Below are 17893 nucleotides of genomic sequence, written 5' to 3' on the forward strand. Positions count from 1 at the left end.
GATATGGAAATTCATAAACTATTAAAAAGACAGCTAGAACACTCAAAAATCGCTCAAGATAAGAGACCAGAAACTGATGAGCAGTGGCAGATTTTTATTCAACGCATCAATAATACCTATGTGGAAGCAGATCAGGAACGTTATTTGCACGAGCGCTCTATAAAAATATCGTCCCGAGAAATGATGAGTTTGAATGAGAAACTTGAATATGCGCAACATATTGCTGGTTTAGGTTATTGGTCTTATGATGGCATCCTCGACCGCGCAATCTGGTCTAACGAATTATTCAATCTACTTCACATAAACCCCAGCCATAAGGCGCCTTCACTAGGTGAGTTTATCCATTTAATCCATGAGCAAGATCGATTTGAATTAATACAAAAAGTAAAGCGTGCTCTTGAGGATAAAATAGATTATGAATGTGAGGTACGTGTACGAAATCCTGATGGGAATTACCATTGGTATAGGATAATTAGTCAATGTCAGAAAGGAGAAAAACAACTTGCTGGAATCGTTATCGATATTCATAAAAGTAAAATTTCTGAAGAGAAAATTAAAGAATTAAATCAGCAAATATCATCCACTGCCCATCGTGCTGGGATGGCGGAGGTGGCAACCACTATTTTGCATAATATTGGCAATATTTTGAATAGTTCCAATGTTTCAATTGCTCTTTTAAAAAGCAGCTTTAATCTGAATTATCATCAAAAATTATTGAAAATCATGGAGATGATGGTACAACATCAACCTGATCTGGTAGATTTTTTATCTCATGATCCCAAAGGAAAGATCATTCCGCAATACGTGCTCGCTCTTTCTAAAATTATCATGGAAGAACATGAGAAAAATACTATTGAAGTAGATAATCTACAGAATGATCTACGGCATATTAGTCAAATAGTAGATACTCAACAATCAATTGGCGGCCTATCCAGTATGAGTGAACAAGTCTACCTGCCTGAATTACTCGAAACAGCAGTAAACATTACGATGAGCTCCTCAAAAAATGCTAACATCCAGATTATTAGAGAATTTAAACCGGCACCTTTGATTACTGTGGATAAGTCGAAGCTACTGCAAATAGTAGTCAACCTCATTCAAAATGCCAAAGACTCCCTTTTAGAAAATACCTCTTCGCCGATTAAAGAAATCAAATTAACAATTCAAAAAAATGGAAAAAAGTTAATACAAATCATTGTCGAAGATAATGGGGTTGGCATTAATAAAGAAAATTTGCAACGTATCTTTGCCTTTGGATTTACAACAAAAATAAATGGTCATGGTTTTGGCCTACACAGCTCTGCGTTATCAGCTCGAGAAATGGGTGGTTCGCTTTTAGCTGAAAGCAAGGGAGAAGGATATGGAGCTCGATTTACATTGACCTTACCTATTGTCCACAGCTCCTATAGACAGGGAGGCCCTGATGAGTGATATCCCATTACAAATTATGATTATTGATGATAACCCATCGATACATCAGGATTTTATTAAAGTTTTAAGTGCATCAAATACGAGGTCAGAATTGAATCATTTAGACAAACAATTATTTGATGATGAGGCCTCTTCAGCTAATCCTTATGATCCTGAAATTGAGGGCTTTTTACCTAAATTTATTTTTACATCAGCATGCCAGGGCCAAGAAGCAATCAATAAAATTCAGGAGGATTTAAAAGAAGGCATACACTATGCGTTGGCCTTTGTGGATATAAGAATGCCACCTGGATGGGATGGTATTGAAACCATTAAGCACATGTGGAAAATTGATCCGGATATTCAAGTAGTCATTTGTACTGCATACTCTGATTACAGTTGGGAAGAAACCGTAAAAAAATTAGGAATGGGTGATAATTACCTTATTCTGAAAAAACCTTTCGATGTGGTAGCAGTGAGACAACTTGCCTGTGCACTAACGAGAAAATGGATTTTGGCCAATGATTCGAAACATTATAGAAAAATACTGGAGCAGACCGTTGAAGAGCGCACAGAATCCTTGCAACAGTCATTGTCGCTCTTGAGATCTACCTTTGAATCATCTGCTGATGGAATCTTGGTGATCGATTTCAACAACAAAGTTATTGATTGTAACTCCAAGTTTGCCTCGATGTGGAATATCCCCCAGTCCATGTTAGAGACTAATAATGGAAATATTATTTTGTATTACATGCTCAATCAGCTCATTCATCCCAGAAAATATTTAGCTAATATTAAACATCTCAGGAAAAATATTGATGAAATCACTCGAGATATTGTGACGTTTAAGAATGGTAAAATATTGGAATGCTATACCCTCCCTCACCGTTTGAATGAACATACCATCGGTCGAGTTTGGAGTTTTCGCGACATCACGGAACAGGCAAAACTTGAAAAGCAACTTAAACATCGAGCCTTGCATGATCCATTGACCCAATTACCAAACCGAGCTTTGTTAATCGACAAAATACAAGCTGGTATTGACTATGCGAAAAAGCATGGACAACAATTTGCGCTTCTGTATTTTGATTTGGATCGATTTAAATTAGTAAATGACAGTTTGTCACATGAAGTGGGTGATCAATTACTACGCTTGGTTGCACAACGCTGGTCCTCTTTAATCGGCAAAGAGGACATTATAGCTCGAATTGGTGGGGATGAATTCGTCATGACCCGTCACATAGCTAAAAACGAGGATATTAGGATAGTTGCCGATAAAATTTTAGACTCCATGCGGGAGCCATTCAAAATCGAAAATCGGGATTTAGTGATTACCACTGCTATAGGAATAAGTATCTATCCTCAAGATGGAGAGATGCCGGCTGATTTGTTAAAAAACTCTGATTTGGCCATGTACCAAGCGAAAGAGCGCGGAGGAAATCAGTATTCGTTTTACTCCTCTGAATTGCATGAGTATATTGATAAATGTTTTAAACTCGAGTCTGATTTACGCCAAGCCATTAAAAATAAAGAGTTTTTTTTATTATATCAGCCACAATTCAGTCTTGAAAATAAAGAAAACATATTAGCGGTTGAAGCTTTAATTCGTTGGAAACATCCGGAAAAAGGATTGTTATTACCTTTAGATTTCATTCCTTTTGCCGAGGAAACTGGTTTAATTATCCCTATAGGTGAATGGATTATCAGTGAAGTTTGCCAACAAATAAAGTCTTGGCATAAAAAAGGATTACCTTACATTCAAGTTGCTGTCAACATTACTACTCGTCAGTTGCAACACCCTAATTTTATTTATGCGGTAGAAAAAATTTTAAAAGAACATCTGCTTGATCCGCGCTATTTAGAATTTGAAATTTCTGAAAATGTGATCATCACGCATAGAGATATTGTGCAGACACTGAATCAACTAAAGCAATTTGGTATCCAAATCGCTTTAGATGATTTTGGAACAGGAAATTCCAGTATCAATTATCTCAAACAACTTCACATTGATTCCCTAAAAATCGATAAATCATTTATCCAAAATATATCCTCTTCACGTAGTGATGAAGTAATCATCGAAGCCATCATTTCCATGGCTCGTAGCTTTAATTTTAAAGTGATTGCTGAGGGAGTAGAAAGCAAAAGACAACTGGATTTTTTAAAGAAACAGCATTGTGATGAAGTGCAAGGCTTTTTTTTCAGTAAGCCCTTGACATCGCAGGGGATTGAAAAGTTTTTAAAACATCGCAATTAATCCTCTAGGTAAAATGCCTGGATCGGGTGAGAGATTTTCAGTGGCATCTTAATTTGCTTGCGTCACTCTCGCTCTCCACTTTAGGGGAAGGTTAGCCCCTACTTAGCTGTATTGAATAATCCACGAGGCATATGGCGTATTAAGAATAAAATATCACCAATTGCCTCACAGATATTTAATTGCCCAAAAAACATAATAATAAATTTAAAAGAAGGAAATTATCCCAATTGCACTTCTTTAAAACTTTCTTGTCCAGAACCAATGATATGCAAGCAATTGATCCAATCTTCATGAAAAATAAGAACCCACCTCCGGTCTGATTTTCTTCAAATGATTTAAGGGCGAATGTTCTGGCATTGCCATTTTATCAACTGGAAGATAAAAGGTTTGTTCTAACAAATGCTGGCCACTTAATGCCGCATGCGATACATGATCAGTAAAAACAATCCAGGTACTTTTAGCAGGAAAATCGATTTGTACCTTTTCAACATTTGCCTGATAAGCATCATCCAACTTCATCGTATCATGTAAATGCAACATGTAATGATCATAAGGTGAACGCAAAGTTTTGGTTGCTTTTACCAGTTTCAACATTTTTGCTTTCATTTTATTGTAAGGAGCGATCCTCGGCGCAAAACGATCGAGAACATCAGCAAATGGCTCACCCACATTCCATACTCGAGGTACATTATGGGGATTGACGTTGCAAAATACACGCAAAATTCTCAACCCATGTACAGGACTTGCAGAAAATGAATCAACATGCAAACGCGTATCATCTTTTCGTTTTGAGGAAATACGCCCGTGAATTTGTGCCGGTCTAAAACTGGTCCTTCCCCATTGCAAATGAGGCACATAAGCAGGCAGCGTCGTTTGAATTAATTGATGTGCAAATTCCGCATAACCGTGCATCATCTCCCGAAGCTTAGTCTCCAAACTACCCATTTCCTTTTTATACGCATTCAACTTTTTATTGCGAATGTCATAACTGACATTTTTGCGACTACCATCCAGAATATGTTCTGATAGTAAGTCAGGGTCTACAGGAGAGAAACAATATTCTGGGAAAAATAAAACTTTACCTTCCTCCAATTGACTCATACTGTTTTGCTGATCAATTTGCTCTATATTTTGTGTGAATAAATAAGAATTCATTCTTTTATCCTAAATAATCTGTCGAACTGGACTATATTGAATTTTTTAGTAAAAATTTAATGCGACATCGAATATAATCCCAAAATTCAATTTTTACTTTTCTGGATCATACCATGTCACTTTGCCCTTGTGGATCACAAAATACATATGAGCTGTGCTGCGGTTTATATTTAGATAAACAACAAGTGCCTGAAACCCCGGAACAATTGATGCGATCGCGTTATACTGCATACACTATGGGTAAAATTGACTACATTAAACACACCATGAAGGGCAAAGCCTTAATTGGTTTTAATGAACTGGAAGCCGAACAATGGGCCAAAAGCGTGACCTGGATAAATTTAGAAGTCATCAAAGCAAGCATGCCAGATCCAGATAAAGGATTTGTCGAATTTGCAGCGCGATTTTCAGAACACGGCCAAGTGAAAATTATCCATGAGTCAAGTGAGTTCCATAAGGAAAACGGCCGCTGGTTTTATGTCAGCGGAATTCATAAACACGGTTTAAATAAGACCCGAAAACCCCAGGTCCCCCGTAACGCCTCCTGCCCTTGTGGTAGTGGTAAAAAATTTAAAAATTGTCATGGAAAATCGAGTTAAACTATGAATGGTCACTTAATGCTTAATATTTTTATCTTTCTTGCTGCCGCCAGCATTATGGTTCCGATTGCCAGCCGTTTTAAGCTGGGGTCTGTCCTGGGTTATCTGATAGTGGGAATTCTTATTGGACCTTTTGGATTGAAATTGATTGGAAATTCACAACAAATCATGAATTTTGGTGAGTTTGGGGTGATCATGATGTTATTTCTCATCGGGTTAGAATTAGAACCTGCTATGTTATGGAAACTTCGCAAACTCATTATAGGTTTAGGTAATTTACAAGTGGTTTTAACGACGTGTGTTTTAATTGCCGTTGGATTAATGCTCGGTTTTAACTGGAAGGCAACTGTAGCAGTAAGCATGGCTTTGTCGCTTTCATCAACTGCCCTAGTATTACAAATGCTTCAAGAAAAAAACCTTTTGAAAACAGCAGAGGGTGAAACTTCTTTTGCAGTGCTGTTATTTCAAGATATCGCTGTAATCCCAATATTAATCATCATTCCATTACTCGCACAACATGAGAACATTCAAATAAACCCTCATGAAGTTTCATTCATGATGCATCTTCCCAGAGGATTACATGCCATTCTAGTTGCTGCAATCATAGGGGCAGTGATTTTAGTGGGTCACTATTTATCCAGACACTTGTTCTTAATCATCGCCAAAACCAATTTACGTGAGGTATTTACCGCCTTTTCTCTTGCTTTGGTTGTTGGCGTCACCTTATTGATGGAATCAATAGGTGTATCCCCTGCTTTAGGTGCATTTATTGCCGGGGTTGTCTTAGCAAACTCCCAATACAAACATGCAGTGGATGCAGACATTCAGCCCTTCAAAGGACTCCTACTTGGATTGTTTTTCATCTCAGTGGGAATGGGGATGAACTTCTCCCTTTTTTCTCAAAAAGCGATGATGATTGTGGTGGCTGTGTTTACTTTAATTATCATCAAAGCAATTATTTTATATTTTTTGGGGAATCTCTTTGATTTAACTAAACTTCAAAGCATGGGTTTTGCTTTTGCCTTATCCCAAGGAAGCGAATTTGCCTTCGTACTTTTTGAATACGCCGGCTCTACCAAAGTAATCAGTCAGGAAATTGAAGCCTTTTTTACCCTTGTTGTTGCATTATCCATGCTCGCCACTCCCTTTTTAATGCTGCTCTATCATCGGTTTGTTATACCTAAATTTATGAGTGTTATACCCGAGCGAGAGTATGACTCCTTCAATGAACAAAATGGTATTATTCTTGCCGGTTATGGGCGTTTTGGTCAAATTATTGGACGTTTACTCAACGGGGAAAACATCACAATTACCGTATTGGAAAAAAATCCAGAACAAATCGAGCTCCTCAGGAAATTTGGTTACATTGGCTATTTTGGAGATGCGAGTCGATTGGATATGTTAAAAAGTGCTGGGGCTGAACATGCCAAACTGCTCATAGTCGCTGTAGGGAATGTCGATGCAAATCTAAAAATTGTGAAGCTCGCCAAACAACACTTTCCCCACTTAAAAATATTCGCTCGAGCACGTAATCGTCGCCATGCCTATGAACTGCATCGACTGGGTGTGAATTATTTCATTCGCGAATTATTTGATTCCTCTTTATCTATGACTAAAGAAGTCATGAAGTTTCTAGGCTACTCCCATGAGGACGTTCAAAAAAAAGCATCTGCATTTAGAAAACATGATGAAACAACACTAATCCAATCCTTTGATTTTTTTGAAAAGGAAAGTGACTTAATCAATTTTTCGCGTCAAGCAAAAGGAGAATTGGAACGTATTCTCCAATCAAATTAAAGACTTTGTCATCCCGAGCCTCGCCCGGGATGACGAAGATTTCTGTCGGCGTCACCCCGATTAAAAAATGATAATCACGGAGTATTAACCACACATGATCAACCTTCAGCATATTTCTTTAGACACCTTTCTTAGGGAATATTGGCAAAAAAAACCTTTAGTGATTCGCAATGCTTTGCCAGATTTTGTCGCCCCATTATCTCCTGATGAGCTGGCTGGACTTGCTCTTGAAGAGGATATTGAAAGTCGTCTAGTCTTTGAAACACCTAATGAAAAACCTTTTTGGCATTTAAAACGAGGACCATTTTTCGAAAATGATTTGAGTAGCCTGCCCCCAACCCATTGGACTCTGCTCGTTCAAGGGGTTGATCGGTTAATTCCAGAGGTTTATGCCCTATTGGATCATTTTGATTTCATTCCACAATGGAGAATTGATGACATCATGATTAGTTATGCAGTGCTCCATGGAAGTGTTGGTCCTCATTACGATAATTATGATGTTTTTTTATATCAAGCCCAAGGACGGCGTGAATGGTCACTTACGACAAAAGGGTGTAATAATGAAAATTACATTCAAGATCTCGAACTGCGTATCATGAGCCAGTTTGAGGAAGAACAACGGTTCATTCTCGAAGAAGGAGATATGTTATATCTTCCACCCCATGTAGGCCATTATGGTATTTCACTTTCAGAAGAATGCATGACTTATTCTTTTGGTTATCGGAGTTATGAAGGACAAGAGTTGTTAGATAGTCTTAGTGAATATTTAGCTGAAAAGGAGACATTCAAAGCACTATATCAAGATCCTGACTGGTCACAGTCACACAATACCTCTGAGATTACTCGTCCAGCTTGGCAAAGTGCGCAAAAACTACTGCAGCAATTAATTAGCGACGATAAAACAATCCAATCATGGTTTGGATGTTTTGCAACACGCCTGGATCAACAAGCAGAACTTCAATTACCTTTACCTTTAGAGGATAATGAAACCATTGATTTAGCAAGTTTTATTAAAGAAATAAAAGCCGGAGCAAATCTGGCTCGGGACCCATCATGTCGTTTTGCTTATCAGACTCTAGACGAACAATCGGAATATCAACTTTATATAAATGGCTGTGAATGGGACACCGCGGGAGTTTCTCAAAATTTGATAAGCTATATTGCCAATAATCGCTCTTTAGCGCATCAATCTCTCATCATCTATTTGAATACTACACAAAATCAAATATTTATTTATAATTTATGGAAATTACAATGGCTGTACATTGAAGAAAACTAGAGCCAGTTTCCATTTTGCTCGTTTGCTCCCAATGCGTTATCCCGAGCTTAGCAAAGGATAACGCCGTAGCATCTTAGCGCATACGAGCAAAATGCAAGTTGTTCTAAGATTTTGTTGGACAGTCTTTGATTGAGAATACAAAAGGTAAGGCTTGAATAAAAATTGGTTAAATTCAAAAACGTAGAGTATAGTTAATATACATACCATAATAAGGACAGGTAATGAAAAAAATAATACTGGCTGTAATACTGGTGTGCTCAACTGCCTTGCTAGGCAATTGTTCTAATGGTTCATGTTGCGGAACTTGTGCGAGTGATTGTGGGGGCTGCGGTGGTTGCAATGGAAGTTGGTATTAAAAATACTCCATAACCACGACATGCCTGCGTTCTGCGGTAATCCGCGGGACGTAGGCAAAAAATAAGATCCGTACAGGATGATTCGTTTCACCTGCTGCAATCCTGAAACCAATATGGGACTCTCTATCCAGCATTTTCACTACGAATGAGGCGAATTTTTAATTGACCAAAGTTAATTTTATGGCTGAATAAAGTAATTAATGCGCCAGTTAATACCAATGCAATACCTACAGTCCCCCACAGATTTAACTCTTCCCCTAGCAGTAGCACACCAAAAATGACCACAAACACTGGCTCCAAGACGGATAAAATAGATGCTTTTTCTGAGCTGATATATTTTAAGCTGTATAACAACAATACTATGGGTATTACCGTCGCAATAACAGAAATTCCAATTAAATGATACCAAACATCCATAGAAGACGGGACTGCAAACGAATGGCTAAAAAGGGAAACAACCAAACTCGTTGTCATACACCCCAAACAAACCATCAACGTAGACATATTAGGAGAAAGTTCATTTTTTTCACTACCTATCACATAGCATGCATAGAAAAAAGCGGAAGCAACACCGAGTAAAATTCCCCATAAATTAAAAGATAACGCATCTAAATCGACCATAAGTGCCATTCCAATTAAAATAACGGCAATAGCCAAATAATAAACTTTGGGAATCGATTGATTATAAAAGAAATAATTGAGCAACATAATCAGTACTGGGTAGGTAAAAAAGATAACCATTGCCAATCCAGAACCTATGTAGTAAGAAGCTAAAAAGTAAAGCCAGGTTGAAATACCATAGAAAAAAACACCTGTGAAAAAAGCTATAAACATATTTTTATAAGAATCATTGGTTTTTTTAATTTGGGGAAGCATGAATACTAAAATAATCATACTTGAAATAAGAAAGCGCCAAAACAACATCGTGCTTGCGGACAAATTGCCATTAATCGCGCTTAAGCCAAAATACCCAATAAAACCATAAAGAAATCCAGATAAAATAGCATAGAGAGAACCGCGATATTCTTGATTTATCATAATGATAATACTGCCTGAAAACTGACTTAAATAAAAAAGAAGCTTGGGTTTTGACCCAGCCTAAAGTATGGAGGTAAAAATTCAACCTACATAAAAAAAGTAAAAAATAGTGTATCATTTTTTCTACATAATACCATATTGAAAATAAAAAATACATACTGTATTATTTGCATACTTTTTTATTGAGATTTTAACTATGCTTCGTTTTTTGCTCTTCATCTCTTGTTTCTTTGTGGTCATTACCGATGTTTATGCTGATTCTCCTTCGTGTACTGAGCATCAGTGTGTTGCCGTTGTTGATGCTGGAAGTACGGGATCAAGACTTCACGTGTTTGCCTATGATCTTGATGAAACCAACACTCCTACGCATATTAATGAAATATGGTCTAAGAAGGTCAAGCCCGGATTTGCGATGATTGAAGCAAGTCAAAATACCATCGATGCGTACTTAACAACACTGTTCTCAGGCGCTCCTATACAACACATACCTGTTTATTTTTATGCAACAGCGGGAATGCGTCTTGTACCACAAACCAAACAAAAAATTTATTATCAAGAAGTGCAAAAGTGGTTTGGTCAAAAATCTGAATGGCAATTGATGGAAGCAAAAACAATTACTGGGCTTGATGAAGCATTATATGACTGGCTTGCAGTGAATTATCATATCGGGGCCCTCACGTCAGCAGGCCAATCTGTAGGAGTTATGGATATTGGAGGCGCTTCAGTGCAAATTGTTTTCCCAATTCAAAAAAATTTGGATAACAAAGGCCCGCAAGTTGAATTAGATTTATATGGTCAACATATCAATTTATCCGTTCACAGTTTTCTTGGACTTGGCCAAAACGAAATGACCCATCAACTTCTGGACACTACTTCGTGCTTCTCTGAGGGGTTTCCTCTTCCAGATGGAAACTCTGGACAAGGTGATGCGATGACCTGTGAACAAGAGGTATCTCCATTAATTCAAATGCATAAAGTTAAAAATGAAGTCCAACCCATTCTTTCTGCCAGCCATATTAACTCGTGGTATGCCATTGGTGGTTTTGCCAATCTTGTAGAAAGTAAACCATTTCAGTTCCATGACAATCAACTAGCGATTCAAGATTTACTTCAACAAGCAAATAACCTAATTTGTCATCAACAATGGGAAAGCCTAAGCAGTCAATTCCCCAATAATGAATACATTGAGTCCTATTGCCTGTTACCCGCTTTTTATTATGCTTTAATGGTGGAAGGCTATGGCTTAACAGCTAACCAGAAGGTGAATTATGTCCCTTCTGCACAGAACCTGGATTGGACTCTCGGTGTCGTGTTACATCATTGAGCTCCGAATGTAACCTGTGCGAAAACACAACAGTCCCTATCTTTAACTGAGGCATAGCCCTTCTCTCTATGGGGAGAAGGTGCCCGCAGGGCGAATGAGGGAATTGATTTTTATAATGAACCCTCCCGCCGCCCCTCTCCCACACGTGGGAGAGGGGATTTTCATCATTGATGGTTCATAATTCTTCTACAGAAAAATCTTCGATCTTTAAATCAGATGGCTGGCCATAAAAGGAACATAAAGCCTCTCGAAATTTTTGCGCACGTTGTGATAATCCATGTGTACAATAATGATTAACCTGTTCATATACTGCCTGTTTAAAAGCAACAGTATCTGATTCTGTCCCATTTAAGTTATCGATACTGATATAAAATTTATGTCCTGCAGCCTTAGAAAGTATCCATTCCAAAGCTTGAGGCTTTACTTCAACACGCTGAAATAAAGCTTGCTGTTCTTCAGTCCGCCCGTCTGGCATATACCAATATCCAAAATCTACTTGTTTTCTTCGCTCTTCTCCGGCAATAAGCCAGTGGGAACATTCATGAAGCGCACTGCTAAAAAAGCCATGAGCAAAATAGAGCGCATTATAAGGACGTTGCTCATCAGCGGGTAAGTAAATAGGCTCGTTATCGCCTTTTATAAGTCGGGTATTAAATTCTTTACCGAAACAATTATAAAAAAGAGTTATTAGATCTTGATATTGATGCACAAATAGCTTTTCACTCATTAATTTACACATACTGTCTAATTTATACTAATATATTAAAAGAGTCATTATATTTATAAGTTTACGGAATTTGGAGTTCCGACGATAAAAATGCAAAAAAAAGCGCTCTCATACAGATTAGGAAGATTTATAAATAAGCTACGCTGGCCAATTATAGCCTTATGGTTACTTGCAATCGTGTTTTGCATTCCATTTTTGCCCCACATTATTACCCCATTTAAAACCACTGGATTCATTGATGAGAGTTCTGCAAGTGCAAAAACAGAACAGTACATGAATAAAAAACTAGGCTACAACGATAAAAATAAATTTCTCATCATGTACCATAGTTCTAAATATTCAGCGACTCAGTCTTTATTTAAAGAAAAAATCAAAAAATCCTTGGCTGATTTAAAAGATTTTCCAATTAAAAATGAAATAATTTACCCAGATGATAAAAATCAAATTTCCAAGGATAAACATACAGCCTATGCTGCAGTCATCTTCAAAACGAATAAACCTCTTAGTGATGAATTATTAAAGCAATTCAAGCAATCGATAAAAAAACCTTCCCATATGACCGTGCAACTTGGTGGGGAACCTCTTTTCGTGCAAAACGTCAATCAACAGACACAAATTGACCTTTATAAAGCGGATTTTGTCGCTACACCAGTGGCGATTATTACCTTACTTCTTGTATTTGGCTCGGTAGTTGCAGCCACACTTCCAATTATTTTGGGTGGTGGATGTGCAATTATTATTTTAACTACACTCTATTTTTTTGGGCATTTGTTTACTCTTTCTATCTTCACAATCAACATCGCTTTATTACTTGGTTTGTGCCTTTGTCTGGATTATTCATTATTTTTTATTAGTCGATTTAGGGATGAATTAAAAAACGGCTCAAATATTGAAGAAGCAATTGCAACAACTCAAGAAACAGCAGGTAAAGCCATTTTCTTTAGTGGCTTGGCTGTTTTTGTAAGTCTCAGCGCCTTATTTTTATTCCCGGTCAACATCTTATTCTCAGTTGCCGTTGGTGGTCTAGCGGCTGTATTTTTTGCAGTTTTAATCTCAACCATATTTTTGCCAGCTATCCTTGCCGTACTGAAATCAAAAATTAACTTTTTATCGATACGTTTATTTAGGAAAAAGGATCGTTATGGTTCTTGGCGTTGGCTCGCAGAGCGGGTCGTGCAACACCCTTACCTGTTCTTCTTCCCTATTCTTATCTTTTTATTAGTGCTTGGATATCCTTTTTTAGTAGCAAAGTTTGGCATTTCAGATTATCGGATTTTCCCTGAGCAATCAGAACACAGAGCTTTTTATGATACATATGCGAAGAAATTTCAAATTGAACAACTAAATCCTGTGATCCTGGTCATAGAATCCCCCTCGTCCTCAATTTTATCTCGTCATAACTTATCCAAAATCTATGATTTGGTTCATAAGTTAAAACAAAATCCATTGGTCAAAGAGGCCAATGGCATCATTAGCAGTAATTCGGATCTCAAAAAGGGCCAATATTATACCCTTTATCACCTCGATAAAAAGTTACTCGATCCGCGTGTGAAGCAATTGTTGGAGACTACCACTACCAAACACTTAGCAATTATCAATGTAATCAGCAAGCATCCCGTTAATTCAGAAGAAACCAAAAAACTGGTTAATGAATTACATCACATCCAATTAGGTTCGGGATTAAAAGTGCAATTGACTGGCATCGCTGTAAGTAATATTGATGTGCTGCATAGTATTTATCGTGTTCTTCCCTATGCCATTCTATGGATCATTGTATTTTCTTATCTGATCTTGCTTTTGCTATTAAGATCGATATTTCTACCTCTGAAAGCAATTTTAATGACTTTATTAAGCCTCAGCGCCTCATACGGTGCGCTGGTTTTCGTTTTTCAAAAAGGATATTTCTCTACATTACTTAATTTCCAACCCCAAGAAATGCTCGATATTAGTTTATTGGTAATTATCTTTTGTGCCTTATTTGGCTTTTCAATGGACTATGAGGTATTTTTACTGACGCGTATAAAAGAAGCGCATCAGCTGACTAAAGACAACAATAAAAGTATTATTTTTGGTATCGAAAAAAGCAGTCGTATTATTACAAGTGCGGCTCTCATTGTTATCGTAATTTGCTGCTCCTTCTTGATAGCAGATGTATTAATGGTCAAAGCATTTGGACTTGGCATTGCTGTTGCCATTTTCGTGGATGCTTTTTTAATAAGAAGCTTTTTAGTACCTGCTACAATGGCGCTCTTTAAAAATTGGGTCTGGTACCTTCCCAAATGGTTAGATCGACTCTTACCCAAACTTTAATCCTAAATTCGCAAAATTAACCGATAAAAAGCAGCGGATCCCTATTATTTATTTTCTACGTTGAATATAGCAAAAGTGTTTACTATACTGAATTTAAAGGTTTTTTAGTTATTTTTTATGTGAAAATAAAGGTGTTTTTTTATTGCTCCAAGATCAGAAGCATTGCGTAATGAATAAAAAATAACTAAGAAACCTTTAAATTCAGCAAAAGATTTAGATTGTACGCTATTCTTTAACTGCCGAATTTAGGATAAAAAATGGCTAATAAAAAAATAATACATGCCTTATTTGAAGAATATGCGCGCCACTTTCCTCATTATATCGCGGCGCTAAAAGGAAATGAAAAGCTGACTTATGGCGAGCTTAATCAAAGAGCCAATCAACTCGCCCATTATTTGCAAAGTTCAGGTTTAAAGCCAGACACTCCCGTTGCACTCTGTTTGGACCGTTCATTTGATTTTCTAATAACGCTTTTAGCTATTTTAAAAGCAGGCGGGGCATATTTGCCTTTAGACGCATCTCAACCCAAAGAACGCTTATTATTTTTACTTCATGATAGTCAAGCACCAATTTTAATCACCCAATCTCAGTTTACTGATTCATTTACTTCCTACCATGGAGCAGTAATTCTCTTGAATGGGGATCATAATAAGATTAATCAACAGCCAATAGACAACCTCCCACCCACAAATACTCCTGAACATTTAGCCTACATCATTTATACATCTGGCTCCACAGGCGCTCCAAAAGGCGTGCTCATTGAACATCGCTCCGTGGTGAATTATTGCAAATGGTTTGCTGATTATACTCAGTGTAAACCTCAGCAACGAATTGATTTTTCTGCCAATCCTATCTTTGATATGTCAGTCACTTCGACTATTGTTCCTCTAATGCTTGGGTTAACCGTTGTTCTTTGCGAGGAGGTGATTAAGAAGGAAGTACGATCTTATCTGCATTATTTGGCAAAATCGCGCATTAACATCATAAAATCAACTCCAAGTTATTTTAAGGTACTCGTGCAAGAAGCAAAAACTAACTTTATTGCCTTACCCCAATTACGCTCGATTATCCTGGGTGGAGAAAACTTGTCTGCTGCCGAATGCCAATCTTGGCTTAAGCTCTACCCTAAACATGTTTTATATAACGAATACGGACCAACAGAGACTACCGTAGCCGTTTCGACTTATAAAATAAGTATTTTAAACTGCGCCGATTTAGATAACAACGTGCCTATTGGGAAAGCAGGTTCGAATATGAATTGCTTGATTCTTGATAAGAAAGGCCAGCCTGTTCGAGGTGGAGAGCCAGGCGAATTATATATTGGTGGCGCCTGTCTGGCTCGTGGTTACTTAAATCAACCCCAATTAACGCAACAACAATTTACTACCTATAATCAAACTCGTTTATATAAAACAGGGGACTTATGCAAAAAACGTTCTGATGGAGTAATTGAATATTTAGGGCGCATTGATGAGCAAGTCAAAATACGTGGATATCGTATTGAACCGGGTGAAATACAAAAATACTTGCTGACTCAACCTGATATTAAAGAAGCAGTGCTACTCACTCAAAAAGATTCTTTTGGAGAGCAACGATTGGTAGCCTATTACATCCTAAAAAACGGTGATTGCGCCCTAAATGCAAATCAAATACGACAATTTTTGCAAATATATTTGCCTGAATATATGATCCCCTCAGTATTTGTAAGGGTTGAGTCCTTCCCGCTGACCGCTAATGGTAAATTAGATAAAACAGCCTTACCTTTACCCTCATTAATTGCCAGTCATGACTATGTTGAACCCTGTACTGCCTTAGAGAAAAAACTTGCACAAATTTGGTCAGAAGAATTAGGAGTTCCCCTCATCGGCATTCATGATGATTTTTTTGATTTAGGAGGACACTCCTTATCAGCAGCACGTATCATTGCGAAAATAAATGGAGATTTAAATAGAAGCATAAGCATCTATGACTTTTATAAAGCCACAAATATTGCCAAACTAATCCCAATTATCAAGAGTACCAAAAAAAATAAGAAAAAAAGCGCAAATAAGCGGCCTGACTATCATAAACTCATCAACATTCCTCTGAGTGATTTCCAGTTTTTACTCTGGATGTCTTACATATTTGAGCCTAAAGCACAGAAACTAAATATTGTCGCGAGAAAGAGGCTGGGCGGTCATTTAAATGAAAAAGCTTTAGAATTTGCCTTTCAAGCAGTTTTAAAAAAACATGAAGCATTAACTTTTCAGATATTAAAATTAAAACCCGCACAAAAAAAACGAAAACACTATTCGTTTCAATTGAGTATTAATGATTTCACATCACTTCCTATGCAACAATGCGAACGTGAATTACAGATATCAATGACTCAACTCATCAATTTATATCCATGGCCTAAGAAAACCCCTTTGATTATTGGCAAATTATTTTACATAAATGAGCATGAATCAGAACTGCAAATTTGCACTCCGCACCTCATTTCTGATGATCATTGCATCGATATTTTATTTGCTGAGTTATCTCAATTTTATCAACTTTATAATCAAGTAACACTTGATAAAATTGAAATCGATACGCGTTTTAAAGAACATATTTTTAGTGAACGAACTGCAATGAAAATGCATTCGGAGGAAGATATCCCATTTTGGGAGGAATATTTGAAAGATGCCAGCTTATTTACATTTCCCGAAGAGCATGTAATTCATGACATGCGCAGCGCAAATATTCCTTATTCAACATATTCAGTCATATCCAAGGACTTAATCCATCATCTCAAACTTTTTTGCGAGCGCAACCACATCAGCATGAACAATACATTATGCGCAGTTATTGCGCTGGCTTTACGAAACTGCTGCGGAAGCTACGCAAGTGAAACTCCTTATACTTATATCAACATCATTCAATCCACACGAGATAACTCCATTTATGATAATACGATTGGCTGTTTCTTGAGAGTGGAACCGACTAAAATCAGTCTTGATGATAAGGCAACACTAACTAGTTTATCCCAACAAATACGTAACGCCATTATTGATACCAGTAACTATCAATATTGTTCAAACCTTGTAAAGCTTAGCTCTATTAGCTCGCTTAAGCCGAATAGGGTAGAACGTTTCCTTACCCAGCTCGTTACTCCAATCTGTACAAAGCTACTCAAGATACCCTCTATTTATCGGAAAATATTACAACGATGTGGCAGTCGGATGATCTCATTTAAACGAAATACAAAATTTCTTGTTAACCTCAATATCCGAGATAATTTCGTAGAACCTTCCAATAGAAATTTGGAGTTATTTGGGTTTAATTCGAAACAGATTAAACACAATAATGATGATTTACTTGCAATAAATTATATCTTTGAAGCCAGTTTCATCCGCAATGACAATGAGAACCTGCATTATTTAGTCATTTCAGCCAACTTAGAACCCACATTTCGTGAGAAAATTGTCGAAGAAGTCATTCAGATCATGGAATCAATTGTATTTGAAAACAATTCACGTGGACTTATGCTGAAACATGAACATGTAGAACAATTTTTTTAGACACTCTCGATTTAGAATTCATTTTATCGCCTTTATTACAACGTTAAGGAGCCAATTATCCCTTATCGCTCATGCAGAACACGCCCTGCCAAATCGGTGCCA

At 37.2% G+C, this 17893-nt stretch carries 11 protein-coding genes; 8 read left to right on the top strand and 3 right to left on the bottom strand.

Going from position 1 to position 17893, the window contains the following annotated elements; genetic code table 11:
• Nucleotides 1-3 precede the first annotated feature (3 nt).
• The gene (locus OQJ13_RS02435; protein WP_265708934.1) at nt 4-1431 is read left to right on the top strand and encodes a sensor histidine kinase; all 1428 of its coding nucleotides are present in this window, start codon (nt 4-6) and stop codon (nt 1429-1431) included.
• Complete coding sequence (locus tag OQJ13_RS02440) at nt 1424-3664, top strand: EAL domain-containing protein (protein ID WP_265708935.1); 2241 nt, start codon at nt 1424-1426, stop codon at nt 3662-3664. The genes OQJ13_RS02435 and OQJ13_RS02440 overlap by 8 nt, the downstream gene beginning before the upstream one ends.
• Before the next feature lie 288 nt (nt 3665-3952).
• Here OQJ13_RS02440 and OQJ13_RS02445 read toward each other — a convergent pair whose 3' ends face one another.
• The gene (locus OQJ13_RS02445) at nt 3953-4819 is read right to left on the bottom strand and encodes a Kdo hydroxylase family protein (RefSeq protein ID WP_265708936.1); all 867 of its coding nucleotides are present in this window, start codon (nt 4817-4819) and stop codon (nt 3953-3955) included.
• Between the two features lie 113 nt (nt 4820-4932).
• Here OQJ13_RS02445 and OQJ13_RS02450 point away from each other — a divergent pair, with 113 nt between their 5' ends.
• The 3 genes from OQJ13_RS02450 to OQJ13_RS02460 all read left to right on the top strand — a co-directional run bounded on the left by OQJ13_RS02450 (nt 4933) and on the right by OQJ13_RS02460 (nt 8494).
• The gene (locus tag OQJ13_RS02450; RefSeq protein WP_265708937.1) at nt 4933-5418 is read left to right on the top strand and encodes a YchJ family protein; all 486 of its coding nucleotides are present in this window, start codon (nt 4933-4935) and stop codon (nt 5416-5418) included.
• A 3-nt stretch (nt 5419-5421) separates the two neighbouring features.
• Complete coding sequence (locus OQJ13_RS02455) at nt 5422-7215, top strand: monovalent cation:proton antiporter-2 (CPA2) family protein (protein ID WP_265708938.1); 1794 nt, start codon at nt 5422-5424, stop codon at nt 7213-7215.
• A gap of 94 nt (nt 7216-7309) precedes the next feature.
• Nucleotides 7310-8494: a cupin domain-containing protein gene (locus OQJ13_RS02460; protein ID WP_265708939.1), complete on the top strand. Its 1185-nt coding sequence runs from the start codon at nt 7310-7312 to the stop codon at nt 8492-8494.
• Nucleotides 8495-8973: 479 nt separating this feature from the next.
• On the opposite strand, the gene OQJ13_RS02465 is transcribed toward OQJ13_RS02460, so the two are convergent.
• Complete coding sequence (locus tag OQJ13_RS02465; RefSeq protein ID WP_265708941.1) at nt 8974-9888, bottom strand: DMT family transporter; 915 nt, start codon at nt 9886-9888, stop codon at nt 8974-8976.
• Between the two features lie 196 nt (nt 9889-10084).
• Between OQJ13_RS02465 and OQJ13_RS02470 the strand changes: the two genes are divergently transcribed.
• Entirely contained in the window at nt 10085-11212 is a 1128-nt protein-coding gene (locus tag OQJ13_RS02470; protein WP_265708943.1) for a multidrug DMT transporter permease, read from the top strand.
• 175 nt (nt 11213-11387) lie between these two features.
• On the opposite strand, the gene OQJ13_RS02475 is transcribed toward OQJ13_RS02470, so the two are convergent.
• Nucleotides 11388-11921: an elongation factor P hydroxylase gene (locus tag OQJ13_RS02475; RefSeq protein WP_322783750.1), complete on the bottom strand. Its 534-nt coding sequence runs from the start codon at nt 11919-11921 to the stop codon at nt 11388-11390.
• A gap of 108 nt (nt 11922-12029) precedes the next feature.
• On the opposite strand from OQJ13_RS02475, the gene OQJ13_RS02480 reads away from it, so the two are divergent.
• Together OQJ13_RS02480 and OQJ13_RS02485 are read left to right on the top strand one after the other, a co-directional pair.
• Entirely contained in the window at nt 12030-14249 is a 2220-nt protein-coding gene (locus OQJ13_RS02480) for an MMPL family transporter (RefSeq protein WP_265708945.1), read from the top strand.
• A gap of 257 nt (nt 14250-14506) precedes the next feature.
• On the top strand, nt 14507-17791 hold the full coding sequence (locus OQJ13_RS02485; RefSeq protein WP_265708947.1) for an amino acid adenylation domain-containing protein: 3285 nt from the start codon (nt 14507-14509) through the stop codon (nt 17789-17791).
• Nucleotides 17792-17893 lie beyond the last annotated feature (102 nt).

The organism is Legionella sp. PATHC035 (assembly GCF_026191115.1).
Classification (GTDB): domain Bacteria; phylum Pseudomonadota; class Gammaproteobacteria; order Legionellales; family Legionellaceae; genus Legionella.